Annotated in this window: 28 protein-coding genes and 1 pseudogene; 21 read left to right on the forward strand and 8 right to left on the reverse strand. The window is 71.4% G+C overall.

The window, feature by feature from the left end:
• The first annotated feature begins 1 nt into the window (after position 1).
• The 15 genes from pilW to PE066_RS20940 all read left to right on the forward strand — a co-directional run bounded on the left by pilW (position 2) and on the right by PE066_RS20940 (position 14,951).
• Positions 2-826, forward strand: coding sequence for a type IV pilus biogenesis/stability protein PilW (pilW, locus tag PE066_RS20870; protein WP_271234432.1), 825 nt, complete (start codon positions 2-4; stop codon positions 824-826).
• Positions 819-1,757, forward strand: a complete 939-nt coding sequence (locus tag PE066_RS20875; RefSeq protein WP_271234433.1) for a helix-turn-helix domain-containing protein — start codon at positions 819-821, stop codon at positions 1,755-1,757. Before pilW ends, PE066_RS20875 begins: the two co-directional genes overlap by 8 nt.
• Before the next feature lie 32 nt (positions 1,758-1,789).
• Positions 1,790-3,067: a flavodoxin-dependent (E)-4-hydroxy-3-methylbut-2-enyl-diphosphate synthase gene (gene ispG / locus PE066_RS20880; protein WP_271234434.1), complete on the forward strand. Its 1,278-nt coding sequence runs from the start codon at positions 1,790-1,792 to the stop codon at positions 3,065-3,067.
• Between the two features lie 11 nt (positions 3,068-3,078).
• Positions 3,079-4,362: a histidine--tRNA ligase gene (gene hisS, locus PE066_RS20885; protein ID WP_271234435.1), complete on the forward strand. Its 1,284-nt coding sequence runs from the start codon at positions 3,079-3,081 to the stop codon at positions 4,360-4,362.
• A gap of 60 nt (positions 4,363-4,422) precedes the next feature.
• Positions 4,423-5,103 carry a YfgM family protein gene (locus PE066_RS20890; RefSeq protein ID WP_271234436.1) on the forward strand — a complete coding sequence of 227 codons (681 nt, stop codon included), beginning with the start codon at positions 4,423-4,425 and terminating at the stop codon, positions 5,101-5,103.
• Positions 5,100-6,257 carry an outer membrane protein assembly factor BamB gene (gene bamB, locus PE066_RS20895; protein ID WP_440480552.1) on the forward strand — a complete coding sequence of 386 codons (1,158 nt, stop codon included), beginning with the start codon at positions 5,100-5,102 and terminating at the stop codon, positions 6,255-6,257. The genes PE066_RS20890 and bamB overlap by 4 nt, the downstream gene beginning before the upstream one ends.
• Positions 6,258-6,286: 29 nt before the next feature.
• A complete protein-coding gene (gene der, locus PE066_RS20900; protein WP_271234437.1) occupies positions 6,287-7,624 on the forward strand; it encodes a ribosome biogenesis GTPase Der in 1,338 nt (445 codons plus the stop codon).
• Between the two features lie 149 nt (positions 7,625-7,773).
• Entirely contained in the window at positions 7,774-8,025 is a 252-nt protein-coding gene (gene hfq, locus PE066_RS20905; protein WP_271234438.1) for an RNA chaperone Hfq, read from the forward strand.
• Between the two features lie 106 nt (positions 8,026-8,131).
• A complete protein-coding gene (hflX, locus tag PE066_RS20910; RefSeq protein ID WP_440480553.1) occupies positions 8,132-9,271 on the forward strand; it encodes a GTPase HflX in 1,140 nt (379 codons plus the stop codon).
• A 45-nt stretch (positions 9,272-9,316) separates the two neighbouring features.
• A complete protein-coding gene (gene hflK, locus PE066_RS20915) occupies positions 9,317-10,639 on the forward strand; it encodes an FtsH protease activity modulator HflK (RefSeq protein WP_271234440.1) in 1,323 nt (440 codons plus the stop codon).
• A 22-nt stretch (positions 10,640-10,661) separates the two neighbouring features.
• A complete protein-coding gene (hflC, locus tag PE066_RS20920) occupies positions 10,662-11,561 on the forward strand; it encodes a protease modulator HflC (protein ID WP_271234441.1) in 900 nt (299 codons plus the stop codon).
• Positions 11,562-11,571: 10 nt separating this feature from the next.
• Complete coding sequence (locus PE066_RS20925) at positions 11,572-11,760, forward strand: DUF2065 domain-containing protein (RefSeq protein ID WP_271234442.1); 189 nt, start codon at positions 11,572-11,574, stop codon at positions 11,758-11,760.
• A 110-nt stretch (positions 11,761-11,870) separates the two neighbouring features.
• Positions 11,871-13,019 (forward strand): ATP phosphoribosyltransferase regulatory subunit, encoded by a 1,149-nt coding sequence (locus PE066_RS20930; RefSeq protein ID WP_271234443.1) that lies wholly within the window; start codon positions 11,871-11,873, stop codon positions 13,017-13,019.
• Positions 13,020-13,050: 31 nt separating this feature from the next.
• Positions 13,051-14,379 (forward strand): adenylosuccinate synthase, encoded by a 1,329-nt coding sequence (locus tag PE066_RS20935; RefSeq protein ID WP_271234444.1) that lies wholly within the window; start codon positions 13,051-13,053, stop codon positions 14,377-14,379.
• A gap of 47 nt (positions 14,380-14,426) precedes the next feature.
• Positions 14,427-14,951 carry a phosphoribosyltransferase gene (locus PE066_RS20940; protein WP_271234445.1) on the forward strand — a complete coding sequence of 175 codons (525 nt, stop codon included), beginning with the start codon at positions 14,427-14,429 and terminating at the stop codon, positions 14,949-14,951.
• A gap of 7 nt (positions 14,952-14,958) precedes the next feature.
• Here the strand turns inward: PE066_RS20940 and PE066_RS20945 are convergent, their stop codons facing one another.
• Positions 14,959-15,873, reverse strand: a complete 915-nt coding sequence (locus PE066_RS20945; protein ID WP_271234446.1) for a LysR substrate-binding domain-containing protein — start codon at positions 15,871-15,873, stop codon at positions 14,959-14,961.
• A 108-nt stretch (positions 15,874-15,981) separates the two neighbouring features.
• Between PE066_RS20945 and PE066_RS20950 the strand changes: the two genes are divergently transcribed.
• The 3 genes from PE066_RS20950 to PE066_RS20960 all read left to right on the forward strand — a co-directional run bounded on the left by PE066_RS20950 (position 15,982) and on the right by PE066_RS20960 (position 18,157).
• The gene (locus tag PE066_RS20950) at positions 15,982-16,629 is read left to right on the forward strand and encodes an FMN-dependent NADH-azoreductase (RefSeq protein ID WP_271234447.1); all 648 of its coding nucleotides are present in this window, start codon (positions 15,982-15,984) and stop codon (positions 16,627-16,629) included.
• A 43-nt stretch (positions 16,630-16,672) separates the two neighbouring features.
• Positions 16,673-17,884 (forward strand): PLP-dependent transferase, encoded by a 1,212-nt coding sequence (locus PE066_RS20955; protein ID WP_271234448.1) that lies wholly within the window; start codon positions 16,673-16,675, stop codon positions 17,882-17,884.
• An 81-nt stretch (positions 17,885-17,965) separates the two neighbouring features.
• Positions 17,966-18,157, forward strand: a complete 192-nt coding sequence (locus tag PE066_RS20960) for a hypothetical protein (protein ID WP_271234449.1) — start codon at positions 17,966-17,968, stop codon at positions 18,155-18,157.
• Positions 18,158-18,204: 47 nt separating this feature from the next.
• Here the strand turns inward: PE066_RS20960 and mnmH are convergent, their stop codons facing one another.
• Complete coding sequence (gene mnmH / locus PE066_RS20965) at positions 18,205-19,266, reverse strand: tRNA 2-selenouridine(34) synthase MnmH (RefSeq protein ID WP_271234450.1); 1,062 nt, start codon at positions 19,264-19,266, stop codon at positions 18,205-18,207.
• Positions 19,263-19,886 (reverse strand): arylesterase, encoded by a 624-nt coding sequence (locus PE066_RS20970; protein ID WP_440480554.1) that lies wholly within the window; start codon positions 19,884-19,886, stop codon positions 19,263-19,265. Before PE066_RS20970 ends, mnmH begins: the two co-directional genes overlap by 4 nt.
• 15 nt (positions 19,887-19,901) lie before the next feature.
• On the opposite strand from PE066_RS20970, the gene PE066_RS20975 reads away from it, so the two are divergent.
• Genes PE066_RS20975 through PE066_RS20985 form a run of 3 tightly spaced genes read left to right on the forward strand, consistent with a single transcriptional unit; the run spans position 19,902 to position 22,070 of the window.
• Entirely contained in the window at positions 19,902-20,576 is a 675-nt protein-coding gene (locus PE066_RS20975; protein ID WP_271234451.1) for an ABC transporter ATP-binding protein, read from the forward strand.
• Between the two features lie 31 nt (positions 20,577-20,607).
• Positions 20,608-21,345, forward strand: coding sequence for a 23S rRNA (guanosine(2251)-2'-O)-methyltransferase RlmB (rlmB, locus tag PE066_RS20980; protein WP_271234452.1), 738 nt, complete (start codon positions 20,608-20,610; stop codon positions 21,343-21,345).
• Entirely contained in the window at positions 21,342-22,070 is a 729-nt protein-coding gene (locus PE066_RS20985; protein WP_271234453.1) for an SIR2 family NAD-dependent protein deacylase, read from the forward strand. Before rlmB ends, PE066_RS20985 begins: the two co-directional genes overlap by 4 nt.
• Positions 22,071-22,073: 3 nt before the next feature.
• Here the strand turns inward: PE066_RS20985 and PE066_RS20990 are convergent, their stop codons facing one another.
• From PE066_RS20990 to PE066_RS21010, 5 genes and pseudogenes are all read right to left on the reverse strand, one after another.
• The gene (locus tag PE066_RS20990; RefSeq protein WP_271234454.1) at positions 22,074-22,646 is read right to left on the reverse strand and encodes a chromate transporter; all 573 of its coding nucleotides are present in this window, start codon (positions 22,644-22,646) and stop codon (positions 22,074-22,076) included.
• A gap of 10 nt (positions 22,647-22,656) precedes the next feature.
• Entirely contained in the window at positions 22,657-23,253 is a 597-nt protein-coding gene (locus PE066_RS20995; protein WP_271234455.1) for a chromate transporter, read from the reverse strand.
• Entirely contained in the window at positions 23,250-24,137 is an 888-nt protein-coding gene (locus PE066_RS21000; RefSeq protein WP_271234456.1) for a DMT family transporter, read from the reverse strand. Before PE066_RS21000 ends, PE066_RS20995 begins: the two co-directional genes overlap by 4 nt.
• Positions 24,138-24,144: 7 nt before the next feature.
• Positions 24,145-24,630, reverse strand: a pseudogene (locus PE066_RS21005) (GNAT family N-acetyltransferase); the annotation flags it as partial.
• Positions 24,631-24,746: 116 nt separating this feature from the next.
• Positions 24,747-25,505 carry an alpha/beta hydrolase gene (locus PE066_RS21010; protein WP_271234457.1) on the reverse strand — a complete coding sequence of 253 codons (759 nt, stop codon included), beginning with the start codon at positions 25,503-25,505 and terminating at the stop codon, positions 24,747-24,749.
• Between the last annotated feature and the right edge of the window lie 507 nt (positions 25,506-26,012).

Here is a 26,012-nt window from a genome sequence, read left to right on the forward strand (position 1 = left end):
CATGAAGCGCGGGGTGGGGCTGGTGGGCCTGCTGGCGGCCATGGTGCCGTGGGCGGGCGTGGTGTCGGCGGGGCTGCTGCTGGGCGGCTGCGCCCAGACGGCCGATGGCAGCGGGGCGGCGGGCGACTTCGCCACCGCTTCCGACGAGAGCGAGGCGAGGCGCCGCGCGCGCATCCGCATGGAGCTGGCGGTCGGCTACTTCGAGCAGGGCAAGACCGCCGTCGCGCTCGACGAGCTCAAGCAGGTCATCGCGATCGACCCGACCTTCTCCGATGCCTACAACCTGCGCGGCCTGATCCACATGCGGCTCAACGACGCCGGCCAGGCCGAGGAGAGCTTCCGGCGCGCCGTGTCGCTGAATCCGCGCGACGCCAGCACCATCCACAACCTGGGCTGGCTGCAGTGCCAGCAGCGCCGCTTCCCCGAGGCCGAGCGCGCCTTCGACCAGGCGCTGGCCAACCCGCTCTACCCCGACCGCGCCAAGACGCTGATGGCCAAGGGCCTGTGCCAGCTGCAGGCCGGCAAGCCGGCCGAGGCCGAGCAGAGCCTGGCGCACGCCTACGAGATCGATGCCGGCAATCCCATCATCGGCTACAACCTGGCCGCGCTGCTGCACAAGCGCGGCGACCTGCAGCGTTCGCAATTCCTGATCCGGCGCCTCAACAACAGCCAGCTGGCCAACGCCGAGACGCTCTGGCTGGGCGTCAAGGTCGAGCGCCAGCTGGGCGACCGGCTGGCCATGAGCCAGCTGGCCGACCAGCTCAAGCGGCGCTTCCCGCAGTCCCGCGAGGCTGCGGCCCTGGACCGCGGGGCTTTCGATGAGTGAGGCCGCCGCACCGCAGGTGTCTGCCGGCGCGTTGCTGCGCCAGGCACGCGAGGCCGCCGGGCTGCATGTCGCGGCCCTGGCCGTCTCGCTGAAGGTGCCCGTGCGCAAGCTCGAGGCGCTGGAGGAAGACCGCCACGCCGACCTGCCCGATGCCGTCTTCGCCCGTGCACTGGCCTCCAGCGTCTGCCGCCACCTCAAGGTCGATCCGCAGCCGGTGCTGGCGCGCCTGCCGCAAACCGCCGCGCCGCGGCTGGTGCAGGCCAACGAGGGCATCAATGCGCCATTCCGCGCGCCCGGCGACGTGGTCACGGCCAGCTGGCAGCAACAGCTCGCGCGGCCGGTGCCGCTGATCGTGGGGGCGCTGCTGCTGGGCGCGATCGTGATCCTGCTGCTGCCCCGCCTGCGCATCGAGGACAGCCTCGCGGCCGCCCGCTCCGAAGCGCCAGCGGTGCCGATGGCGGCGCCGGTGGTGGTCGAGTCCGGTGCAACTGCAGCGGCCGGAGGGCAGCCGGGCGCCGGCGCAGCCCATCCGCAACCGGTGGGCCCGGCCCCGGACGTTGGCGCAATCCCTCAAGTCACCGCGGCCGCTGTTACGCCACAGGCCGCGGTGGCCGTGGCCCAGCCGGCCCTGGCCGCCGCAGCGACTCCGGCAGCCCCAGCAGAAGCTCCTGCCGCGCCAGCAGCGCCAGCCATCGGCCTGGTGGTGTTCAAGGCCAGCGGCCCGTCCTGGGTCCAGGTCCTCGACAGCCGGGGCGAAGTGGCGCTGCGCCGCCTGCTGGCGGCCGGCGAGAGCGCCGGCGCCACCGGCAGCCTGCCGCTGTCGGTGACGGTCGGCAGCGTGGACAGCACCGCCGTCGAAGTGCGCGGCAAGCCGTTCGACCTGTCCCGGGTCGCGACCAAGGACAACGTGGCCCGATTCGAAGTGAAATGACCCACCTGCCCGGTGTTTTTTTCTGGTGTTGAATGAAGTCCGCTGAACCCTGCCTGCCGGTGCTGCCGGCGGCGCCCGCTTCCCGCCGCAGCCGCCAGGCCCGCGTGGCCTGGGGCGCGCGCGTGGTCACGGTGGGCGGCGACGCGCCGGTGCGGGTGCAGTCCATGACCAACACCGACACCGCGGACGCGATCGCCACCGCGATCCAGGTCAAGGAACTGGCGCAGGCCGGCTCCGAACTGGTGCGCATCACCGTCAACACGCCCGAGGCCGCGCAGCAGGTGCCCTACATCCGCGAGCAGCTCGACCGCATGGGCGTCGACGTGCCGCTGGTGGGCGACTTCCACTACAACGGCCACCGGCTGCTGACCGAATTCCCGGACTGCGCGCAGGCGCTGTCCAAGTACCGCATCAACCCGGGCAACGTCGGCAAGGGCGACAAGCGCGACCGCCAGTTCGGCCAGATGATCGAAGCGGCGATGCGCTGGGACAAGCCGGTGCGCATCGGCGTCAACTGGGGCAGCCTCGACCAGGAACTGCTGGCCGCGCTGATGGACGAGAACGGGCGCCGGGCCGAACCCTGGGACGCGCGCAGCGTGATGTACGAGGCGCTGATCACCTCGGCCATCGAATCCGCGCGCAGGGCCGAGGAAATGGGCATGCGCGGCGAGCAGGTCATCCTGTCGTGCAAGGTCAGTGGCGTGCAGGATCTGATCTCGGTCTACCGCGAGCTGGCGCGCCGCTGCGACTACCCGCTGCACCTGGGCCTGACCGAGGCCGGCATGGGCACCAAGGGCACGGTGGCCTCCAGCGTGGCGCTGGGCATCCTGCTGCAGGAGGGCATCGGCGACACCATCCGCGTGTCGCTGACGCCGCAGCCGGGCGAGTCGCGCACGCAGGAGGTGGTGATCGCCTCGGAGATCCTGCAGTCGCTGGGCCTGCGCACCTTCGTGCCCAGCGTCACCGCCTGCCCCGGCTGCGGGCGCACCACCAGCACCACCTTCCAGGAGCTGGCCAAGCAGATCGACGACCACCTGCGCGCCAACATGCCGGTCTGGCGCGAGAAGTATCCCGGCGTCGAGAAGCTGCGCGTGGCCGTGATGGGCTGCATCGTCAACGGCCCGGGCGAGAGCAAGCATGCCGACATCGGCATCAGCCTGCCCGGCACCGGCGAGGCGCCGGCCGCGCCCGTCTTCATCGACGGCCAGAAGGCGCTGACCCTGCGCGGCGAGCACATCGCCGCCGAATTCCACCAGATCGTCGAGAACTACATCGAGAAGCGCTTCGGCACCGCTGCCGAAACCGCCTGAGCGGGCAACCCATGGCTGAAAAATTGAGTGCCGTCAAAGGCATGAACGACATCCTGCCGCCCGAGTCGGCGCGCTGGGAGTGGCTGGAAGACAAGGTGCGCGGCCTGATGGCGCGCTACGCGTACCGCAACGTGCGCACGCCGATCCTGGAGCACACGCAGCTGTTCGTGCGCGGGCTGGGCGAGGTGACCGACATCGTCGAGAAGGAGATGTACTCCTTCGAGGACCGCCTCAACGGCGAGCACCTGACGCTGCGCCCCGAGAACACCGCCGGCCTGGTGCGCGCGGTGGCCGAGCACTCGCTGCTGTACGACGGCGGCAAGCGCCTGTACTACATGGGGCCGATGTTCCGCCACGAGCGCCCGCAGCGCGGCCGCTACCGCCAGTTCCACCAGATCGGCGCCGAGGCGCTGGGCTTCGCCGGCCCGGACGTCGATGCCGAGCTGATCCTGCTGGCCGACGCGCTCTGGAAGGAGCTGGGCCTGGCCGACGTGCGGCTGGAGATCAACAGCCTGGGCCAGCCGGCCGAGCGGCGCCAGCACCGGGCCGCGCTGATCGCCTACCTGGAGCAGCACGCCGACCTGCTGGACGAGGATGCGAAGCGCCGCCTGCACAGCAACCCGCTGCGCATCCTCGACACCAAGAACCCGGCCATGCAGGCGATGGTCGAGGGCGCGCCGCGGCTGATCGATTTCCTCGGCGCCGAATCGCTGGCCCACTTCGACGGCCTGAAGGCCATGCTCGAGGCCAACGGCATCGCCTACCGCATCAACCCGCGGCTGGTGCGCGGCCTCGACTACTACAACCTCTCGGTGTTCGAGTTCGTCACCGACCGCCTGGGCTCGCAAGGCACGATCTGCGCCGGCGGCCGCTACGACGACCTGATCGGCCAGATCGGCGGCAAGCCGGCCCCGGCCGTGGGCTGGGCGATCGGCGTCGAGCGCGTGCTGGAGCTGGTCAAGGAGCAGGGCGCGGCCTTCGACGCGCCGGCGCCCGACGCCTATGCGGTGGTGCCCGATGCCGCGGCCTTCCCGGCGGCCCTGAAGACCCTGCAGGTGCTGCGCGCCGCCGGCGTCGCGGTGCAGATGCACGCGGCTTCGGCCGACGGCCTGGGCAGCATGAAGTCCCAGTTCAAGAAGGCCGACGCCAGCGGCGCGCGCCATGCGCTGGTGTTCGGCGCCGACGAGCTGGCTGCCGGCGAAGTCACCGTCAAGGCCCTGCGCGACGGCAGCGGGGCGCAGCAGCGCCAGCCGCTGGCGGACGCGGCCGGCTGGGCCGGCATCCTGAAGAGCTGAGCCGCCGGCTCACTACAATGCCCGGCTGCCCCGGCGTAACCGGCTGCCCACAAGGAATTCATGGCTTCACACCTCGACCTCGAAGAACAGGAGCAGCTTGACCAGCTCAAGCACTTCTGGAAGACCTACGGCAACCTGATTTCCTGGCTGCTGATCGCCGTGTTCGGCTCGATCGCCGCCATGAACGGCTGGCAGTGGTACCAGCGCACCCAGTCGGCCAAGGCCTCGGCGATCTACGAAGAGGTCGAGCGGGCCGTGCAGTCCGGCGACCTGGCGCGGGCCGAGCAGGGCTTTGCCGATGCCAAGGACAAGTACGGCGGCACCGTGTTCGCCCAGCAGGCCGGGCTGCTGGTGGCGCAGGCCGCGACCGACGCCGGCAAGGCCGGCGAGGCCCGGGCCGCGCTGGCCTGGGTGGCCGACAAGGCCTCCGACGAGGGCCTGCAGGCGATCGCGCGGTTGCGGCTGGCGGCGCTGCTGGTCCAGGACAAGGCCTACGACGAAGCGCTCAAGCAGCTCGAGGCCGGGCTCCCGGCCGAGTTCGCTCCGCTGGCGGCCGACCGCCGCGGCGACATCTACAGCCTGCAGGGCAAGAAGGCCGAGGCCCGGGCCGAGTACGAGAAGGCCTGGAAGGGCCTGCAGGCCGAGACCGACTACCGTCGCCTGGTCGAGGTCAAGCTGACCGCCCTGGGGGTCGATCCGAAGAGCCTGGCCGGCCAGAAAGCGGGGGGCGCCAAATCATGACGAGGGGGAGTGTCCAAGTGGTCTTCCAGCGCGGCCTGGCCGCAGCCGCCCTTGCGGCCACCCTGTCCGGTTGCTCCATGCTGCCGTTCTTCGGCGGCGGCGTCGAGAAGCCCAAGCCGGCCGAGCTGCAGGCCAACCCGGCCACGCTGGGCATCCGTCCGGCCTGGACCCAGCGCATCGGCGCGGTGTCGTTCCCGCTCGAAGTCAACGTGACCGGCCAGCAACTGGCGCTGGCTTCCAGCGACGGCACGGTGGCCGTGCTCGATGCCTCCAGCGGACGCGACATCTGGCGGGCCAGCGTGGGCGCGCCGATCGCCGCCGGCGTCGGCAGCGACGGCAGCACGGCGGCCGTGGTCACCACCGGCAACGAGCTGGTGGCACTGTCCGGCGGCCGCGTGCTGTGGCGCGAGAAGCTGCCGGCCCAGGCCTACACGGCGCCGCTGGTGGCCGGCAAGCGCGTGTTCGTGCTGGCGGCCGACCGCTCGGTCAGCGCCTTCGACGGCGCCACCGGGCGCCGCCTGTGGAGCCAGTCGCGCCCCGGCGAGCCGCTGGTGCTGCGCCAGTCCGGCGTGCTGCTGGCGGTCGGCGACACGCTGGTGGCCGGCCAGGGCGGCCGCCTCGCCGGCCTGAACCCGAGCAACGGCAGCGTGCGCTGGGAGGCCCCGATCGCCACCGCGCGCGGCACCAACGACGTCGAGCGGCTGGTCGACCTGGTCGGGCCGGTCAGCCGGGTCGGCAACGCCGTCTGCACCCGCGCCTACCAGGCCGCGGTCGGCTGCGTCGACGCGGTCCGCGGCACCCTGGCCTGGTCGCGCCCGGCGCGCGGCACCGAGGGCGTGGGCGGCGACGACCGCCTGGTGGTCGGCTCCGAGAGCGACGACCGGGTCCTGGCCTGGCGCCGCGACAGCGGCGAGCGTGCCTGGGTGCACGACAAGCTGCTGCACCGCGGCCTGTCGGCGCCGCTGGTGGTGGGCAGCTCGGTCGCGGTCGCCGACAGCACCGGCTTGCTGCACGTGCTCTCGCGCGACGACGGCTCGCTGCGCAACCGCGTGGCCACCGACGGCAGCGCGCCGGCGGCGGCGCCGGTGGTGGCCGGCACGACCCTGGTGGTGGTGACCCGCAGCGGCGGCGTGCACGCCTTCGTGCCGCAGTAAGCAAACCTGACAGGAAAGAGGGCGGTCCCTTGAAACCCGTGATGGCCCTGGTGGGCCGCCCCAACGTCGGCAAGTCGACGCTGTTCAACCGGCTGACGAAGACGCGAGACGCCATCGTGGCCGACTTCGCCGGCCTGACGCGCGACCGCCACTACGGCAACGCGAAGCACGGACCGCACGAGTTCATCGTCATCGATACCGGCGGCTTCGAGCCGACGGCCGAGAGCGGCATCTACATGGAGATGGCGCGCCAGACCCGGCAGGCAGTGGCCGAGGCCGACGTGGTGGTCTTCGTGGTCGATGCGCGCGAGGGCCTGTCGGCCCAGGACCACGACATCGCGGCCTACCTGCGCAAGCTGGGCAAACCCACGGTGCTGGCGGCCAACAAGGCCGAGGGCATGACCGAGGGCGTGCAGCTGTCCGAGTTCTACGAGCTGGGCCTGGGCGAGGTGCACGCCGTCTCGGCGGCGCACGGGCAGGGCATCCGCAGCCTGGTCGAGCTCGCGCTGGCGCCGCTGAACCTGCCCGAGCCGGACGAGGAGGGCGCCGAGGCCGAAGCGGACGTGATCCGGCTGGCCGTGGCCGGCCGCCCCAACGTCGGCAAGTCGACCCTGATCAATACCTGGCTGGGCGAGGAGCGGCTGGTCGCCTTCGACCTGCCGGGCACCACCCGCGACGCCATCTCGGTGCCGTTCGAGCGCGGCGGCCAGCGCTACGAGCTGGTCGACACCGCCGGGCTGCGCCGCAAGGGCCGGGTGTTCGAGGCGATCGAGAAGTTCTCGGTGGTCAAGACGCTGCAGGCGATCGAGTCGGCCAACGTCGTGGTGCTGCTGCTGGACGCCACCCAGGGCGTCACCGACCAGGACGCGCACATCGCCGGCTACATCCTGGAGAGCGGCCGCGCCGTGGTGATCGCGGTCAACAAGTGGGATGCGGTCGATGCCTACCAGCGCGAGCAGGTGCAGCGCCAGATCGAGGGCCGGCTGGCTTTCCTGAAGTTCGCCGCGCTGCACCTGATCTCGGCCAAGAAGCGCCAGGGGCTGGGGCCGCTGTGGGCCTCCATCGCCCAGGCCCACAAGGCGGCCATGACCAAGATGTCCACGCCGGTGCTGACCCGGCTGCTGCAGGAGGCGGTGCAGTTCCAGGCGCCCAAGCGCTCGGGCATGTTCCGGCCCAAGCTGCGCTATGCCCACCAGGGCGGCATGAACCCGCCGGTGATCGTGGTGCACGGCAACTCGCTCGAGCACGTCACCGATGCCTACAAGCGCTTCCTGGAGGGGCGCTTCCGCAAGGCCTTCGACCTCATCGGCACGCCGCTGCGCGTCGAGATGAAGACCTCGAAGAACCCGTACGCCGACAAGGACTGAAGGTATTTCGGCCCTCGCCGGCCGCCCGGGCCCTTGAACCCGTCCGTGCCGGCCCCATGTCTGTCGGACCGGCCGCCGTGCCGTCGCCCTTGCGCAGCAGGTTGCTGTGGTAAGGTGCGCTTTCCAACACCACGAACACGGAGAATATCGTGAGCAACAAGGGCCAGCTACTACAAGATCCCTTCCTCAACACGCTGCGCCGAGAGCATGTGCCGGTGTCGATCTACCTGGTCAACGGGATCAAGCTGCAGGGGCAGATCGAATCCTTCGACCAGTACGTCGTCCTCCTGAGGAACACCGTCACCCAGATGGTCTACAAGCACGCCATCTCCACCATCGTCCCCGGCCGCGCCGTGAATTTCTCGGCTGCGGAGAGCAACGAAGCCGCCGCCGCGGGCTGACCCGCCGCGCGGCACGCGCCCTCCGGTCGGGGTCCAGCCGGGCCCGACAGCCCCGATTCCCGTTTTGCCCCAATCCCCCGCAAGACCTGAAGCCCCCGCCATCCTGGTGGGGGTCGATCTGGGCCTTCCCCATTTCGACGCCGAGCTCGACGAGCTGGGCGAGCTGGCGCGCACCGCCGGCCTCGAGCCGGTGGCGCGCCTGACCGCCCGCCGCAAGGCGCCCGATGCGGCGCTGTTCGTCGGGCGCGGCAAGGCCGACGAGATCAAGGCGCTGGCCGAGGAGAGCGGCGCCACCGAGGTGCTGTTCGACCAGTCGCTCAGCCCCGGCCAGCAGCGCAACCTGGAGCGCCACCTGGGCCTGCCGGTCAACGACCGCACCCTGCTGATCCTGGAGATCTTCGCCCAGCGCGCGCGCAGCCACGAGGGCAAGCTGCAGGTCGAGCTGGCGCGGCTGCAGTACGTCAGCACCCGGCTGGTGCGGCGCTGGTCCCACCTGGAGCGCCAGACCGGCGGCGCCGGCGTGCGCGGCGGCCCGGGCGAAAAGCAGATCGAGCTGGACCGCCGCATGATCGGCGACGCCATCAAGCGCACCCGCGAGCGGCTCGAGAAGGTCAAGCGCCAGCGCCACACCCAGCGCCGCCAGCGCGATCGCCAGGGCGCCTTCACCATCTCGCTGGTCGGCTACACCAACGCCGGCAAGTCGACGCTGTTCAATGCGCTGGTCAAGGCGCGCGCCTATGCCGCCGACCAGCTCTTCGCCACCCTGGATACCACCACCCGCCGGCTCTACCTCGACGACGAGGAGGGCGGCAGCGGCGGCCGGTCGGTGTCGCTGTCCGACACGGTCGGGTTCATCCGCGACCTGCCGCACGGCCTGATCGACGCCTTCCAGGCCACCCTGCAGGAGGCGGCCGACGCCGACCTGCTGCTGCACGTGGTCGATGCCGCCAACCCGCACCACCCCGAGCAGATCGAGGAGGTCCAGCGGGTGCTGCACGAGATCGGCGCCGACCGGGTGCCGCAGCTGCTGGTCTTCAACAAGCTCGATGCGCTGGACGCATCGCGGCGCCCGCATCGGCTGGCCGACCATGTCGAGGTCGAGGGCACGCCGGTGCGCCGCCTGTTCGTCAGCAGCCGCACCGGCGAGGGCCTGGCCGCGCTGCGCCGCGAGCTCGCGGCCCGTGCCGCCGCCCGCGCCAGCGCATCCATGCCGCCGACCCCCGAATTGCACGATGCCGCCGCCTGATTGGGCACAATCGGCCCAGCCCAACGAAAAGAAACACCGACCGGAATGAAGCCTCACGCCCCCCGCATGCTCGCCGCGCTGTCCTGGCGCCTCCGAGGCATGTTCAACCTGAACGATCCGCGCTGGGGGCGCGGCAACGGCAACGACGACGGCAAGGACAACCGGCCCGACCCCCAGCGCCCGGATGGCCCGCGCGGCCCGAACCAGGGCCCGCCCGACCTCGACGAACTCTGGCGCGACTTCAACCGCCGCCTGGGCGGGCTGTTCGGCGGCGGCCGCGGCCGCCGTCCCGAGCCGAACGGCAACTTCCAGCCGGACATGAAGAGCGCCGGCATCGGCATCGGCCTGATCATGGCGGTGCTGGTGCTGATCTGGCTGGGCACCGGGTTCTTCATCGTGCAGGAAGGCCAGCAGGCGGTGATCACCCAGTTCGGCCGCTACAAGTCCACGGTGGGCGCCGGCTTCAACTGGCGGCTGCCGTACCCGATCCAGCGGCACGAGGTGGTGTACGTCACCCAGATCCGCTCGGTCGACATCGGCCGCGACGCCGTGATCAAGGCCACCGGGCTGAAGGAATCCGCCATGCTGACCCAGGACGAGAACATCCTGGACGTCAAGTTCTCGGTGCAGTACCGGCTGAAGGATTCGCGCGCCTACCTGTTCGAGATCCGGAACCCGGCCGAGACGGTGGGCCAGGCCGCCGAGACGGCGGTGCGCGAGGTGGTGGGCAACATGCAGATGAACGCCGCGCTGGGCGAGGAGCGCGAGCAGATCGCCCCGCGCGTGCGCGGCGTGATGCAGGCCATCCTGGACCGCTACAACTCCGGCGTCGAAGTGGTCGCCATCAACCTGCAGCAGGGCGGCGTGCGCGCGCCCGAGCAGGTGCAGGCGGCGTTCGACGACGTCAACAAGGCCAGCCAGGAGCGCGAGCGCCTGAAGAACGAGGGCGCCGCCTACGCCAACGACGTCATTCCGCGCGCCGCCGGCTCCGCCGCGCGCCTGCGCGAGGAAGCCGAGGCCTACAAGGCGCGCGTGGTCGCCACCGCGCAGGGCGATGCGCAGCGCTTCCGCTCGGTGCTGACCGAATACCAGAAGGCGCCCCAGGTGACGCGCGACCGCATGTACCTGGACACCATGCAGCAGGTCTACGCCAACGTCACCAAGGTGATGGTCGATTCGCGCCAGGGAAACAACCTGCTGTACCTGCCGCTCGACCGCATCATGCAGCAGGTGGCGCAGGGCGGCGCCGCGACGGTGCCGCCGGAGCCGGCCGCCAACCCCGGCGCCGCGGCGCCCGGCGGCAGCGCCAGCCCCTCCGATGCGCGCACGCGCGACAACGCCCGCGGCCGCGAGCGCGAGACCCGCTGAGCGCGAAGGACTCACGAGAAACATGAACCGGATCGGACTCTTCGCCGCCGCCGCCCTCGTGGTGCTGGCCCTCCTCAGCTCCATGCTGTTCGTCGTCGACCAGCGCCAGTTCGGCGTGGTCTATGCCCTCGGCCAGATCAAGGAAGTGATCACCCAGCCGGGCCTGAACTTCAAGCTGCCGCCGCCGTTCCAGAACGTCAGCTACATCGACAAGCGCCTGCTCAACCTGGACGGCAACGACACCACGCCGGTGCTCACCGCCGAGCGGCAGCCGGTGGTGATCGACTGGTACGTGCGCTGGCGCATCACCGACCCCACCCAGTACATCCGCAACGTCGGCCTGGACGAAGCCACCGGCGCCAACCGCCTGAGCAACGTGGTGCGCAGCGCCTTCAACCAGGAGGTCAACAAGCGCACCGTGCGCGAGCTGCTGTCCTCCGAGCGCGACGAGGTGATGAACGACGTCAAGAACCAGGTGCTGGCGCAGGTCAAGGGCGCGCAACCCTGGGGCATCGACGTGGTCGACGTGCGCGTGACCCGCGTCGACTACAGCGAGGCCATCACCGAATCGGTCTACCGCCGCATGGAAGCCGAGCGCAAGCGCGTGGCCAACGAGCTGCGCTCCACCGGCGCCGCCGAGAGCGAGAAGATCCGCGCCGACGCCGACCGCCAGCGCGAGGTGATCATCGCCAACGCCTACCGCGACGCGCAGAAGGTCAAGGGCGAGGGCGATGCCCAGGCCGCCGCCATCTACGCCGACGCGTTCGGCCGCGACCCGCAGTTCGCCCACTTCTACCGCAGCCTGGAGGCCTACCGCGCCACGCTGAACAAGCGCAGCGACCTGCTGGTGGTCGATCCCGACGGCTCCGAGTTCTTCCGCGCCTTCCGTGGCGGCGCGGGCGCGTCCGGCCCCCGACGGTAGGGGGGCTGCGTTGGACGGCTCGACGCTCTGGGCCGCGCTGGCCCTGGTGCTCGTCTTCGAAGGGCTGTTTCCCCTGCTGGCCCCGCGCGCCTGGCGCGACACCTTCCGCAAGCTGCTGGAGCTGCGCGACGGCCAGCTGCGCTTCTTCGGGCTGTGCAGCGTGGGGCTCGGCCTGCTGCTCCTGCTGCTGGTGACATAGCGCCGGCGCGGGCCCGCAGACCGGGCGCCGGCGAGGCGGCCCATGGCCGAGGCAGCGGACCTCATCGCATGCGCCGGTAGAATCCCTCTTTTAACAGCCCCCCTTTGTCCATGTCCGCCTGGGTCCTGCCGGATCACATCGCCGACGTCCTGCCTTCCGAGGCCCGGCACATCGAGGAATTGAGGCGCCAGCTGCTCGACACCGCGCGAGGCTACGGCTGCGAGCTGGTGATGCCGCCGCTGCTGGAGCACCTGGAGTCGCTGCTCACCGGCACCGGCGAGGCGTTGGGGCTGCAGACCTTCAAGCTGGTCGACCAGCTCTCCGGCCGCACGCTGGGCCTGCGCGCCGACACCACGCCGCAGGTCGCGCGCATCGACGCCCACCTGCTCAACCGCGCCGGCGTGGCCCGCCTGTGCTACTGCGGGCCGGTGCTGCACGCCCGCCCCGACCGTCCCCATGCCACCCGCGAGCCGCTGCAGTTCGGCGCCGAGGTCTATGGCCACGCGGGGCTGGAAGCCGATCGCGAGGTGCTGCTGCTGGCGCTGGACTGCCTGCGGGCGACCGGGGTCGCGCCCCTCACGGTGGACCTGGCCGACGCGCGCATCGTGCGCGCCCTGTTCGCCGGCGTGCCGGTCGATGCCCAGGTGCTGCGCGACGTGCACGCGGCGCTGGCCGCCAAGGACGCCACGGCGCTGGCGCAACTGACCCGCAACTTCCCGGCCGCCTCGCGCGAGGGGCTGGCCGCGCTGGTGACGCTGTACGGCGATGCCCAGGTGCTGGCCGAGGCGCGCCGCGTGCTGCCGGCATCGACCGCCATCGGGCAGGCGCTGGACCAGCTCGAATGGCTGGGCCGCGACCTGGGCGAGGCGGCGGTGAGCTACGACCTGGCCGACCTGCGCGGCTACGCCTACTACAGCGGCATGCGCTTCGGCATCTACACCCCCGGCGCCACCGACGCGCTGGTGCGCGGCGGCCGCTACGACGAGGTCGGCGCGGTGTTCGGCCGCAACCGGCCGGCAGTGGGTTTTTCGCTCGACGTGCGCGAGCTGTCCGGCGTGGCCGCCGCGCGGCCGCTCAAGGCCGCCATCCGCGCGCCCTGGGGCGAGCAGCCCGAGCTGCGCGCCGCGATCGCGCGCCTGCGCGCCGACGGCGAGACGGTGGTGTGCGTGCTGCCGGGCCACGACAGCCAGGTGGACGAGTTCCACTGCGACCGCGAGCTGGCCGAGCAGGCCGGCCGCTGGGTCGTGCGCGGCCTCTGATCCTCTTTTTTTCATTTCCGGTTTTCAAGTCATGAGCAAGACAACGGGTCGCAATGTGGTCGTCGTGGGCACCCAGTGGGGCGACGAAGGCAAGGGCAAGCTGGTCGACTGGCTGACCGAGATGGCACAGGGCGTGGTGCGCTTCCAGGGCGGCCACAACGCCGGCCACACGCTGGTGATCAACGGCGTCAAGACGGCGCTGCACCTGATTCCCAGCGGCATCATGCGGCCGGGCGTGAAGTGCTACATCGGCAACGGCGTGGTGCTGTCGCCGGCCAAGCTGTTCGAGGAGATCGAGGGGCTGGAGAAGGCCGGCGTCGAGGTGCGCTCGCGCCTTCGCATCAGCGAGGCCTGCCCGCTGATCCTGCCGTTCCACGCCGCGCTGGACGTGGCGCGCGAGGCGCTGCGCGAGAAGGGCGGCGACGAGAAGATCGGCACCACCGGCCGCGGCATCGGCCCGGCCTACGAGGACAAGATCGCCCGCCGCGCGCTGCGGGTGCAGGACCTGAAGAACCCGGCGCGCTTCGCCGAGAAGCTCAAGGTGCTGCTGGAGCTGCACAACCACGTGCTGACCACCTACCTGCACGCGCCGGCGGTGGAGTACCAGCCGGTGCTGGACGAGGCGCTGCGCCTGGGCGAGCAGCTCAAGCCGATGATGGCCGACGTCTCGCGCGAGCTGAACGAGGCGCACCGCCACGGCGACAACCTGCTGTTCGAAGGCGCCCAGGGCACGCTGCTGGACGTGGACCACGGCACCTACCCGTACGTGACGTCCAGCAACGTCGTGGCCGGCAATGCCGCCGCCGGCGCCGGCGTCGGGCCCGGCATGCTGCACTACATCCTGGGCATCACCAAGGCCTACTGCACGCGCGTGGGCGGCGGCCCGTTCCCCACCGAACTGGACTGGGAGAAGCCGGGCACCGTGGGCTACCACCTGTCCACCGTCGGTGCCGAGCGCGGCGTCACCACCGGCCGGGCGCGCCGCTGCGGCTGGTTCGACGCCGCGCTGCTCAAGCGAAGCGCCCAGGTCAACGGCCTTTCGGGCCTGTGCATCACCAAGCTGGACGTGCTGGACGGCCTGGAGGAGCTCAAGCTGTGCACCGGCTACGAGCTCGATGGCGAGCACATCGACATCCTGCCGCTGGGCGCCGACGAGATCGCGCGCTGCAAGCCGGTCTACGAGACGCTGGAAGGCTGGAGCGAGAGCACGGTGGGCGTGACCGAGTACGACCAGCTGCCGGTGAACGCGCGGCTGTACCTGCAGCGCATCGAGCACGCGACCGGCGTGCCCATCGATATCATCTCGACCAGCCCCGACCGTGACCACACGATCATGATGCGGCACCCGTACCTGGCGTGAGCGCCAGGCCCCCGTTCCCCGACCCAACCTCCCGAGTCCCCAGCCCCATGTTGACCGAAGACGGCAAGCACCTGTACGTGAGCTACGACGAGTACCACAACCTGATCGAGAAGCTCGCGATCAAGGTGTACCAGTCGGGGTGGGCCTTCGACACCATCCTGTGCCTGGCCCGCGGCGGCATGCGGCCGGGCGACATCCTCTCGCGCATCTTCGACAAGCCGCTGGCCATCATGTCCACCAGCTCCTACCGGGCCGACGCCGGCAAGGTGCAGGGCCACCTGGACATCGCGCGCTACATCACCACGCCCAAGGGCGAGATCGCCGGCAAGGTGCTGCTGGTGGACGACCTGGCCGACTCGGGCCACACCCTGCACCGGGTGGTGGACCTGCTGCGCACCAGCTACCAGCCGATCACCGAGCTGCGCAGCGCGGTGATCTGGACCAAGGGGCTGTCCAGCTTCACGCCCGACTACTCGGTCGAGTTCCTGCCCAGCAACCCCTGGATCCACCAGCCGTTCGAGGGCTACGACGCCATGGGGCCGGACAAGCTGCTGGAGAAGTGGAAGGTCTGAGCGCCTGTCACTCGGGGCAGTCCGTGCCCTCCGCCGACACCTGTTCCCCCAGGAAGTCGAGGAAGGCGCGCACCGCCGGCGTCATGCCGCGGCGCGATGGGAACACCGCGTGCAGCACCCCCGGCTGCGGCTCCCAGCCTGCCAGCACCGGCACCAGGCTGCCGGTGCGCAGCTCCTGGCGGCACATGAACTCCGGCAGCACGCCCATGCCGATGCCGCCCAGCACCAGCAGCTTGAGCGTCAGCATGTCGTCGGCGGCGCAGCGCGGCTGGTGCTGAAGCTCATGGCGTTCGCCGGCCGGGCCCAGCAGTTGCCAGCGGGCGCGGCCGTCGACGGCGGACATGGCCACGGTCGGCAGCGCCGCCAGGCCTTCGGGTGAGGCCGGCCGGCCTTCGCGCGCCAGCAGCGAGGGCGCGGCCAGCAACGGCGTGCGGCTCAGCCCGAGCCGCTTGACCACCAGGCTGCCGCTGTCCTCCAGCGTGGCGCGAACCCGCAGCGCCACGTCGATGCCTTCGTCCACCAGGTCGACCGCGCGGTTGGTGACCTGCATGTCGATGCGCACGCGCGGATGGGCTTGCAGGAAGCCGGGCAGCAGCGGCGCGAGCGTGGTCTGCGCGACCGTGACCGGGCAGGTCACGCGCACGGTGCCGGTCGGCTCGCTGCGCACGTGCGCCACCGCGTCCTGCGCCGCCTGGGCCTCGTCTCGCAGGGCCGCGCAGTGGCGGTGGTAGGCCTCGCCGGCCACCGTCAGCGACAGCTTGCGCGTGGTCCGGTGCAGCAGTCGCACCCCCAGCTGCGCCTCGAGCGCGGCGATGCGCCGCGACAGCGTGGACTTGGGCAGGCCCAGCTTGCGGCCGGCGGCGGCGAAGCTGCCCTGGTCCACCACCTCGGCGAAATAGAGCATGTCGTTGAGGTCTTGCATGGCTTGATTGTCCTGCTGATGGAACGATTATTCCCGCCGAAGCGGGCTTATCAGAGAGGCGTTCCACCTCCATCATTCCAGCACCGATTCAAGAACAGGACGACAACCATGAAACTGCTGCATGTCGATTCCAGCGCCAAGGGCGCTGCCTCCGCTTCCCGGCAACTGAGCGCGCAGGTCGTGCGCGAGTGGGTCCAGGCCCATCCCGGCACCACCGTCGAGTCCCTCGACCTGGTGGCCGACGCCCCCAGCCACCTCGACGAGCACTCGCTGGGCATCAAGTTCGCGCCCGGCGCCGAGGGCGTCACCGAGCGGCAGCGCCAGGAGAACGCGCTGAGCGAAAAGCTGGTCAGCCAGTTCCTGGCGGCCGACGTGGTGGTGGTGGGCGCGCCCATGTACAACTTCGCCATCCCCAGCCAGCTCAAGGCCTGGATCGACCGCCTGGCGCAGGCCGGCCGCACCTTCCGCTACACCGCGGCGGGCCCCGAAGGCCTGGCCGCCGGCAAGACGCTGGTGGTGGTGTCCAGCCGCGGCGGCGCCTACGCCGGCACGCCCTACGAGGCGGCGATGGACCACCAGGAGAGCTACCTGCGCACCGTCTTCGGCTTCTTCGGCATCACCGATGTGCGCATCGTGCGTGCCGAAGGCCTGGACATGGGCGAGGACAGCCGGGCCCAGGGCCTGGAGGCGGCCGGACGCGACATCCGGGCGCTGCTCGACGCGGCGGCCAACGAGGCGCAGAAGCTGGTCGCCTGACCCGCGCCGAGGCGGGGTCGGGGGGGCGCGCTACCATCGAACGATGCCCGCGCGTCCCACCGACCTCATCCACCACCGCTACGTTCCGCCCGCCGGCTTCGAGGCGCTGCAGCCGGGGGTGTTCAAGGCCTCCACCGTTCTCTTCCCGAACGTCGCCGCGCTACGGGCGCGCGACTGGAAGCACAAGGACGGCTACACCTACGGCCTGCACGGCACGCCCACCACCTTCCTGCTGGAAGAGCGCATCGCCACGCTCGAAGGCGCCAGACACTGCCTGCTGGTGCCCAGCGGGCTGGCGGCGATCAGCGCCGTCAACTGCGCGCTGCTCGCGGCCGGCGACGAAGTGCTGCTGCCGGACAACGTCTACGGGCCATCGAAAGCGCTGGCCGAGGGCGAACTGGCGCGCTGGGGCGTCAGCCACCAGCGCTACGACCCGATGAAGCCGGCCGACCTCGAGCGGCGCATCGGGCCGAAGACCCGGCTGGTCTGGCTGGAGGCGCCCGGGTCGGTGACGATGGAGTTCCCGCCGCTGGCGCAGCTGGCGCAGGTCTGCCGCCAGCGCGGCATCACCAGCGCGCTGGACAACACCTGGGGCGCCGGCCTGGCCTTCAACGGCTTCGACCTGGGCACGGGCGGCCGCGTCGCGCCGGGCAGCGGCGCCGACATCGTGGTGCATGCGTTGACCAAGTACCCCAGCGGTGGCGGCGACGTGCTGATGGGCAGCATCGCCACGCGCGACGACGCCCTGCACATCAAGCTCAAGCTCTCGCACATGCGCATGGGCTGGGGCGTCGGCGCCAACGACACGGAGTCCGTGCTGCGTTCGCTGCCCAGCCTGGAGCTGCGCTACCGGGCGCAGGACGCTTCGGCGCGGGCGCTGGCGCGCTGGCTGCAGGCCCGGCCCGAAGTCGCGCAGGTGCTGCATCCGGCGCTGGAGGGCTCGCCCGGCCATGAGCACTGGCGGGCGCTGTGCGGCGACGACGGCCTGGCGGCCGGCCTGTTCTCGGTGGTGTTCCACGAGCGCCATGAGCCGGCCCAGGTCGACGCGTTCTGCGATGCGCTCCGGCTGTTCCGCCTGGGCTATTCCTGGGGCGGCCCCGTCAGCCTGGCCGTGCCCTACGACATCCCTTCCATGCGCAGCGCGCAACTGGGCACCTGGCCCTACCGCGGCGTGCTGGTGCGCCTGGCGATCGGGCTGGAGGACACGGCCGACCTGCAGGCCGACCTGGAACAGGCGCTGCGGGCGCTCGGCTGAACGGGCGGGGGGCGGCCAGGTGTCCGGCCCCTCCCTTTTGGCTTACAGTGCCCGCATCCCCCTTTAACCTACGGATGAGCTGTGGCCACACCCAATTACGGATACGAGAAGCGACAAAAGGAACTGGCCAAGAAGCGCAAGAAGGAAGAAAAGCTCCGGGCCAAGGCCGATCGCAAGGCCGGCGTCGGGGCGCCGGCCGATGAGGCCGGCAGCGAAGCCGAGCCGAGCGAGGGCGCGCCCGCGACCGAAAGCCCGCAACCGCCGCAGAACTGAGTCCGCCCCGCGCACACCGAGCCCCATCTCGGCCCCGGCGCAGCCGTTCAGCGCTGCGCCTGCACGATCTCCTGCGCCAATCGCGCCAGGCTGGCCGCGCTGCGGTCCTGCAGCCGCCACACCGGCGCGTCGGCGTAGCCGCTGAAGTTGCGCTGGATCGAGGCCGAGTAGCCGGGGTCGTAGTGCGCCTGCAGCAGTTCGCGCACCACGGTTTCCAGCTCGCCCATCCGCACCAGGGCCTGCCAGCGCCCGACCAGGGCCTTGCCGCGCAGTTGCACCAGCGCCTCGAGCCGGCTGCAGAACAGCCCGGGGTCCTGGACGAAGAAGGCGTAGTCCTCCAGCAGCAGCGCCACCCGCTCGTCATCCGGCAGCTCCAGCCGCAGGCAGGGGCTGGCGCGCATGGCGGCCATCAGCGCCTCGGGCACCGCCACGTTGCCGACCTTGCGGCTCTCGCTTTCCACGAACACCGGCCGGGCCGGGTCGAGCCGGCGCAGCACGTCCCAGACCCGCGTGTCGAAGGCCTTCTGGCCGGGCTGGGGCTGGCCCGGGATCAGGCCCAGCACCGAGCTGCGGTGGTGGGCCAGGCCTTCCAGGTCCAGCACCTGCGCGCCGGCCGCGGCCAGCGCGTGCAGCAGCCGCGTCTTGCCGACCCCGGTCGGGCCGCAGACCACGCGGTAGGGCAGGCGCTGGGCCAGCTGCGGCAACTGCGCCAGCACCGCGCCGCGGAAAGCCTTGTAGCCGCCTTCGACCAGGCTGACGCGAAAGCCGATCTGGTCCAGCACCAGCGCCAGCGACCCGCTGCGCTGGCCGCCGCGCCAGCAATACAGCAGCGGCTGCCAGCCCTTGGGCTTGTCGTGCACTTCGCGCTGGAGGTGGCGGGCGATGTTGGCGGCGACCAGGCCGGCGCCGACCTTGCGCGCCTCGAACGGGTTGACCTGCTTGTAGATCGTGCCGACCCGCACGCGCTCCTCGTCGCCGAGCGCGGGCCAGTTCACCGCGCCGGGCAGGTGGTCCTCGGCGTACTCCGACTCGCTGCGCGCGTCGATCACGGTGTCGAATTCCGACAGGCGCGCCGCGGCTTCGCCGGCGGCCAGGCGAAGCAGGCTCACTTGAGCAGCTTTCGCAGTTGCGGCCAGACGTTGGCCAGCATGCGCGGCTGCGCATCCACGTTGGGGTGGATGCGATCGGGCTGGAACAGCCGGGTCGGGTCCGGCCCGTCGGCCACGCCCTCGAGCAGGAAGGGCACGAGCGCCGCCCGCTGCTCGCGCGCCACGTCCGCGTACAGCGCCGCGAAGCGCTGGCCATAGCCGGCGCCGTAGTTGGGCGGCAGTTGCATCCCGACCAGCAGCACCCGGGCGCCGGCTTTCTGCGCCGCCTGCACCATGGCCGCCAGGTTGGCGCGGGTCATCTCCAGCGGCAGCCCGCGCAGGGCGTCGTTGCCGCCCAGCTCGACCACCACGTGGCTGGGCTTGTGCTGGGCCAGCAGCGAAGGCAGGCGCGAGCGTCCGCCCGAGGTGGTGTCGCCGCTGATGCTGGCGTTGACCACCCGGGCGTCGATCTTCTCGGCCGCCAGCTTCCGCTCCAGCAGCGCGACCCAGCCGCTGCCGCGCGGCAGGCCATACTCGGCGCTGAGCGAGTCGCCGACCACCAGGACCGTCGCGCCGGCCGCACGGGCCAGCCGGCTGAACGGGGCGGCCAGCCCGGCCGCGATAAAGTGCCTGCGCCTCAAGAAAACAAGACCTCCATGCCGCCACCCATCATCGCCGTCGAACACGTCCACAAGTCGGTGACCGATTCGACCGGAACGCTCGACATTCTGCGCGATATCGATTTCAGGCTGGCCGAGCGGGAAACGGCCGCCATCGTCGGTGCGTCGGGATCGGGCAAGAGTACGCTGCTGTCGATCATCGCCGGGCTGGACACGCCCACGCGAGGCACCGTGCGGCTGGCCGGCGAGGACCTGTTCGCGCTGGACGAGGACCAGCGCGCGGCGCTGCGCGCGCGCAAGGTCGGCTTCGTGTTCCAGAGCTTCCAGCTGCTGGGCAACCTGACGGCGCTGGAGAACGTGATGCTGCCGCTGGAGCTGGCCGCGCGGCGCGATGCGCGCAAGGCCGCCGCCGCGATGCTGCAGCGCGTGAACCTGGGCGAGCGCCTGGGCCACTACCCCAAGGTGCTGTCCGGCGGCGAGCAGCAGCGGGTGGCGCTGGCGCGCGCCTTCGTGGTCGAGCCGGCCGTGCTGCTGGCCGACGAGCCGACCGGCAGCCTGGACTTCGCCACCGGCGAGCGGGTGATGGACCTGATGTTCGAGCTCAATCGCGAGCGCGGCACGACGCTGGTGCTGGTGACGCACGACCGCGCCATCGCCCAGCGCTGCGAGCATCGCATCACCATCGAGGCTGGCCGCATCGTTTCCGGCTGAGTCGGGCTCGCGCGGCCCGATAATCGGGCCGATGTCTTCCCCAGCCAGGATCCTGTTCGGATTCCACGCCGTCGGGGTACGGCTGAAGACGGCGCCGCAAACGGTGCTGGAGGTTTTCTTCGAGCCGACCCGACGCGATGCGCGCATGCGCCAGTTCCTCGAGCGCGCGCGCGAAGCCGGCGTGCGGCTGATCGAGGCCGATGCGCTGCGCATCGCCAAGCTCGCCGGCAGCCACGGCCACCAGGGGGTGGCCGCGCGGGTCGAGCCGATGCCCGCCGCCCACTCGCTCGACGACCTGCTCGACGCCATCGAAGGCCCGCCGCTGCTGCTGGTGCTGGACGGCGTGACCGATCCGCACAACCTCGGCGCCTGCCTGCGCGTGGCCGATGGTGCCGGCGCCCACGCGGTGATCGCGCCCAAGGACCACGCGGTCGGCCTGAACGCCACCGTCGCCAAGGTGGCCAGCGGCGCCGCCGAGACGGTGCCGTACTTCATGGTGACCAACCTGGCGCGCACCCTGGGCGAGCTGAAGGACCGCAACATCTGGTGCATCGGCACCAGCGACGATGCGCCGCGCACGCTGTACCAGGCCGACCTGAAGGCGCCGGTGGCGCTGGTGCTGGGCGCCGAGGGGCCCGGCATGCGCCAGCTCACCCGCAAGACCTGCGACGAGCTGGTGTCCATTCCGATGCGGGGTGCGGTCGAGAGCCTGAACGTCTCGGTCGCCAGCGGCATCTGCCTGTACGAGGCCCTGCGTCAACGGTCATGAACCTGGACCGGGTGCGCGGCTGGGTCGCGGCGGCAGGCCGCGTGGCCGTGCTCACCGGTGCCGGCATGAGCCAGGAGTCGGGCGTGCCGACGTTCCGCGATGCCCAGACCGGCCTGTGGGCCCATTTCCGTCCCGAGGAACTGGCGACCGAAGAGGGTTTCCGCGCCGACCCGCAGCGGGTGTGGGACTGGTACGCGCAGCGGCGCGCCGCCATGGCGCAGGTGGCGCCGAATGCCGGCCACGTGGCGCTGGCGGACTACGGCCGGCGGCACCCCGGCAAGCTCACGGTCATCACCCAGAACGTCGATGGCCTGCACCAGCGCGCCGGCAGTGCAGGCGTGCTGGCGCTGCACGGCAACATCTTCGAGGACCGCTGGGTGGAGCCGCCGCGCGCCTGCTGCTCGTCCCGCCCGCCCGTGGAGGCCCGTCCACCCCGATGCGCCGTGTGCGGCAACCTGCGCCGGCCCGCGGTGGTCTGGTTCGGCGAGATGCTGCCGGAGGCTGCGCTGGAGGCCGCCGAGCAGGCGGCGCAGGCCTGCCAGCTGATGCTGGTGGTCGGCACCAGCGGCGCCGTCTACCCGGCGGCCGGCCTGGCGCACGTCGCGTCGGAAGCCGGTGCCCGGGTGGTGGTGCTCAACCCGCATCCCAGCGACCTCGACAGCGTTGCCGACGAAGTCCTGCGCGGGACTGCGGCCACGCTGCTGCCGAAGTTGCTGGTGGATTGAGCCCTACACCAACCCGAACCACCCCAGCACCGCCCCCGCCCCCAGCAGCCACAGCAGGTGGAGGCGGGTGCGCCAGACGACCAGCGTGGCGGCCAGCGCCACGGCCCACAGCGGGGCGTCGCTCCATTGCGGGCGGGCGCCGGACGCCAGCACCCAGCCGGTGGCGACCAGCAGCGACACCACGATCGGCGCCATGCCCTGCTTGAAGGCGCGCACCGCGCGCAGCTCGCGGTTGCGATGGCCCCACTGGGCGGCGAAGTAGGTGAGGGTGGTGCTGGGCAGCAGGATGCCGAACAGCGTCAGCAGCACGCCCAGCAGCGCCAGGTGCAGGCCGCCGGCGTTCAGCCCGACCTGCCATCCCATCAGGGCGACGAACAGCACGTTGGGGCCGGGCGCGGCCTGGGCGATCGCGACCGACGCGCTGAACTGCGGGTCGGTCAGCCAGTGCCGCTCCTGCACCAGGAAGCGGTGCATGTCGGGGGCGGTGGTGATCGCGCCGCCGATCGACAGCAGCGACAGCACCAGGAAGTGCAGCAGCAGCGACAGCCAGTCGCCCGCGTCCATCACGATCTGCATGACGCTCCCATCAGGCCCGGCCCAGTCGCTGCCAGGTCAGCGCGCACGAGAGCCCGCCCAGCACCAGCAGCACCGCCAGCAGCGGCAGGCGCAGCACCGCGATGGCGACGAAGCTGGCGAGCCCGAGCAGCAGGCAGGCCGCCCGTCCGAGCGGATGCGTGCGCAGCGTCGGCAGCAGCTTCAGCCCGGTGGCGGTGATCAGCCCCGCAGCCACGGCGCCCATGCCGCGCAGCGCGCCGGCCAGTTGCGGCGAATCGGCAAAGCGCGCGTGCAGCAGGGCCAGCAGCAGCACCACCGCCAGCGGCGCCACCAGCATGCCGGCCAGGGCCACCAGGGCGCCGCGCCAGCCGAAGTGGCGGGCGCCGATCATCAGCGAGAGGTTGACCACGTTGGGTCCGGGCATGATCTGGGCGACGGCCCAGTCCTCGACGAACTCCTCGCGCGTCAGCCAGCGCTTGCGTTCGACGAGCTCGCGCTGCACCACCGCCAGCACGCCGCCGAAGCCCTGCAGCGCCAGCCAGGTGAAGGACAGGAACAGGTCGGGGAGGGAGCGTGGCCGCGGCCGCTCCTGCGGCGCAGCTTCGGCCGGAGCGGAGGGAAAACTCATGGGCGCGGATTATCGGCCGGGCGCGTCGCCAGCCACAGGCCGGCGGCGATCGGCAGCAGCGCCAGCCAGCCGGTGGCGCCGGGCTGCTCGCCCAGCAGCAGCCAGCCGAGCAGCGCGGCGGTGACCGGGTTGAGCGCCAGGAACACGGTCACGCGCGTCGGCGACTCGTGCTTCAGTGCGTACAGCCACCAGAAGTAGCCGATGCCGCTGGACAGGCCGATGAAGGCGATCGCGCCCCAGGCCAGCGGGCTGAAGGTCGCCAGCCGCGCCGGCCAGCCTTCCGGCAGGGCCAGCAGCGCCAGGGCGGCGACCGAGGCCAGCATCGCGAACGCGGAGACCGGCAGCACCGGGTAGCGCTGCAGCCACGGCCGGTAGAGCACGCTGCACAGGGCGCCGGCGATGGCGGCCGCCAGCACGGCCAGTTCGCCCCACCAGTTGCCGTGCCTCGCGCCGGCTTGCAGCTTGGGCAGCAGCGTCAGCGCGACGCCGGCGATGGACAGGACGACGCCGGCCAGCAGACGCCACGACGCACGCTCCCGCCCCAGGGCTGCCGCCAGCCCCAGCGTCAGCAGCGGAAACAGGCTGAAGATCAGGGCCGCGGGCGCGGCCGGTATGCGCTGCAGGCCGAAATTGAGCAGGGCGATCAGCACGCCGAACTGGACGATGCCCAGCGCCGCCATCGCCGCCACGTCGCGCACCGGCAGCGGCCGCGGCAGCGCGGCCAGCGGGCGCAGCGCGAACGGCAGCAGGCAGGCGAAGCCGATCGCGTAGCGCAGCATGGCCAGGGTCAGGGGCGGCACTTCGGCCACGGCCAGGCGCGATGCGACGATGGCGGCGCCCACCTGCACGCCGGTGCCGGCGGCAGCCCACAGCGCCAGGTTCATGCGCGCTTCACCGCAGGGCCAGCGACCAGCTCTCGCCCACCAGCTTCCGGCCGTACGCGTCCAGGGGCTCGCTCGTCACGAGTTCGAAGCCGCGCGACGCGTAGAGGGCGCGGGCGGCATCGAGCTGGCCATTGGTCCACAGCACCATCTCGCGGTAGCCCTTGCCGCGGGCGAAGGCGATGCATTCGTCCACCAGCCGCGCACCCAGCCCGAGGCCGCGCGCTCGCGGCGCGAGGATCAGCAGGCGCAACTGAGCCACCGTGGCCGACTTGCGCACGACGAACACGGAGCCCACCCGTTCGCCTTCCAGCTCGGCGATCCAGCCCTTTTCCCAGGCGGGATCGAACTTGCGCAGCCAGTCGGCCGCCACCTCGGCGACCAGCGCCTCGAACTCGCTGCTGTAGCCGTACTCGCGGGCATAGATCTCGCCATGCTGCATCACCACCCAGCCCAAGTCGCCCGGGCGGGGGTCGCGCAGGCAGATGGAGCGGGTGCCGTTGGCAGGCCGGGTCGACGCGGAGGGAAGAGCCATGGGGCCCCAAGCTTACGCGTTGGGAAACCCCGGTTCCTCGAGTCGATGCCAGTGCGACTGGCAACAGGGGCGCCGGGTCACGCTCGACCGGCCGCGGCGAACGGGCGCCAGCGTCCCTCCGGCTGCGCCAGCCGGTGCGTGATCACTTCCAGCGCCCGCGGGTGCATCGCGAGGCCTTCATGGCGGACGCCGGACAGCTCGATGTTCTCGCTCTCGGCGGTTTCGGTCTCCACGCACTGCTCCCAGCGCACCACCGTATCGTTCTTGCTGTAGATCGAGGTCACGGGCACCGGCGGGCGCTGGCGCAGACCGGTGCGCATGGACAGCGGCATGCGATCGGGTCCGCTGTCGAGCAGGGCGAGCACGCGGCAGCGGCGCTGCGGGTCGGCGGCGGTGTTGAAGGGCGTGCCCAGCGTGATCACCTGCCGCACCAGCGGATTGGCGCGCTTGGCCAGTTCGCGCGCGTAGATGCCCGACAGGCCCCAACCCAGCAGGGTCACCGGCGCCTGGGTCGCCTCGAAGGCGTCGATCACGCAGTCCTCCAGCTTGCGCAGCCAGCGCGACAGCCCCATGCCGCGGGGGCCGTGATTGACGCCGTAGCCCCAGTCGAACGGGCGAAAGCCGGCCTGCTGCAGCGTGCGGTGCAGCGGCGCCGTGCTCTCCGGGCCGGTTCCCTGGCGCGGAAACACGATCACCGGCTGGCCGTTGCCCTCGTAGAGGCGCCCTTGCGCCGTGCGGCGGGAGCGCGCCGGCTGGAACAGCTCGAACAGGGGCTGGGCCACCCCGTCCAGCTTCGGGCTCGGCGCCAGGCCGGACAACAAACCCGCGTGGGTCATGCGATGCCTCCCTTTGCATGCCGCTCGGACGCGGCAAGGAAGGGGATGCTAGGAAGCGCGGCAGCGTGCCGTCCTGGGAGCTGGCGCTGTTACATCGTAGGACGCTGCCTACTGCTTGTAACCGGGCGCCAGGGACCGGAAGGAAGCAGCATGAAAAAGTCCCCCGGCCGGCGAAGCGGCAGGGGGACGAAAGAAGCCGGGGGAAGAAACTTGAAAAAACCCGGCTGCCTATTGGACGCCATCGACGCCCCGGGGTTCCTCCCGCAGAGCCAGCGATGAACCGGGGAAACCCGGCTGAGCAGGTCCTGTTGCCGTGCAGGCCGACCGCATGCTCGGAACACGGATGGCGCAAGCCGGAAAACAGCCGCGTTTCCCAGCGAAAAACGGCTCAGCCAGCCGCTGTTTTTGCGCGTGCATAAGTCACGATGAGGCCGCTCACGAAGCCCCTTCCGCACTTTTCGCTTACGCCGAAAAAACCCCGTCTGTAGGATTGCACCGACAAGAGAG

The sequence above is a fragment of the Ramlibacter tataouinensis genome (assembly GCF_027941915.1).
GTDB classification, from domain to species: domain Bacteria; phylum Pseudomonadota; class Gammaproteobacteria; order Burkholderiales; family Burkholderiaceae_C; genus Ramlibacter; species Ramlibacter tataouinensis_C.

Bases quoted from the DNA above. Each gene is read 5' to 3' on its own strand.
- PE066_RS20975 (WP_271234451.1), top strand. From the start codon at position 19,902: ATGCCGCCACCCATCATCGCCGTCGAACACGTCCACAAGTCGGTGACC.
- PE066_RS20995 (WP_271234455.1), bottom strand. From the start codon at position 23,253: ATGAGTTTTCCCTCCGCTCCGGCCGAAGCTGCGCCGCAGGAGCGGCCG.
- PE066_RS20940 (WP_271234445.1), top strand. From the start codon at position 14,427: ATGTTGACCGAAGACGGCAAGCACCTGTACGTGAGCTACGACGAGTAC.
- PE066_RS20890 (WP_271234436.1), top strand. From the start codon at position 4,423: ATGGCTTCACACCTCGACCTCGAAGAACAGGAGCAGCTTGACCAGCTC.
- pilW (WP_271234432.1), top strand. From the start codon at position 2: ATGAAGCGCGGGGTGGGGCTGGTGGGCCTGCTGGCGGCCATGGTGCCG.
- PE066_RS20945 (WP_271234446.1), bottom strand. From the start codon at position 15,873: ATGCAAGACCTCAACGACATGCTCTATTTCGCCGAGGTGGTGGACCAG.
- hisS (WP_271234435.1), top strand. From the start codon at position 3,079: ATGGCTGAAAAATTGAGTGCCGTCAAAGGCATGAACGACATCCTGCCG.
- PE066_RS20955 (WP_271234448.1), top strand. From the start codon at position 16,673: ATGCCCGCGCGTCCCACCGACCTCATCCACCACCGCTACGTTCCGCCC.
- PE066_RS20930 (WP_271234443.1), top strand. From the start codon at position 11,871: ATGTCCGCCTGGGTCCTGCCGGATCACATCGCCGACGTCCTGCCTTCC.
- PE066_RS21010 (WP_271234457.1), bottom strand. From the start codon at position 25,505: ATGACCCACGCGGGTTTGTTGTCCGGCCTGGCGCCGAGCCCGAAGCTG.
- hflC (WP_271234441.1), top strand. From the start codon at position 10,662: ATGAACCGGATCGGACTCTTCGCCGCCGCCGCCCTCGTGGTGCTGGCC.
- PE066_RS20935 (WP_271234444.1), top strand. From the start codon at position 13,051: ATGAGCAAGACAACGGGTCGCAATGTGGTCGTCGTGGGCACCCAGTGG.
- hflK (WP_271234440.1), top strand. From the start codon at position 9,317: ATGAAGCCTCACGCCCCCCGCATGCTCGCCGCGCTGTCCTGGCGCCTC.
- ispG (WP_271234434.1), top strand. From the start codon at position 1,790: ATGAAGTCCGCTGAACCCTGCCTGCCGGTGCTGCCGGCGGCGCCCGCT.
- PE066_RS20950 (WP_271234447.1), top strand. From the start codon at position 15,982: ATGAAACTGCTGCATGTCGATTCCAGCGCCAAGGGCGCTGCCTCCGCT.
- PE066_RS20990 (WP_271234454.1), bottom strand. From the start codon at position 22,646: ATGCAGATCGTGATGGACGCGGGCGACTGGCTGTCGCTGCTGCTGCAC.
- PE066_RS20875 (WP_271234433.1), top strand. From the start codon at position 819: ATGAGTGAGGCCGCCGCACCGCAGGTGTCTGCCGGCGCGTTGCTGCGC.
- rlmB (WP_271234452.1), top strand. From the start codon at position 20,608: ATGTCTTCCCCAGCCAGGATCCTGTTCGGATTCCACGCCGTCGGGGTA.
- PE066_RS21000 (WP_271234456.1), bottom strand. From the start codon at position 24,137: ATGAACCTGGCGCTGTGGGCTGCCGCCGGCACCGGCGTGCAGGTGGGC.
- bamB (WP_440480552.1), top strand. From the start codon at position 5,100: ATGACGAGGGGGAGTGTCCAAGTGGTCTTCCAGCGCGGCCTGGCCGCA.
- PE066_RS20985 (WP_271234453.1), top strand. From the start codon at position 21,342: ATGAACCTGGACCGGGTGCGCGGCTGGGTCGCGGCGGCAGGCCGCGTG.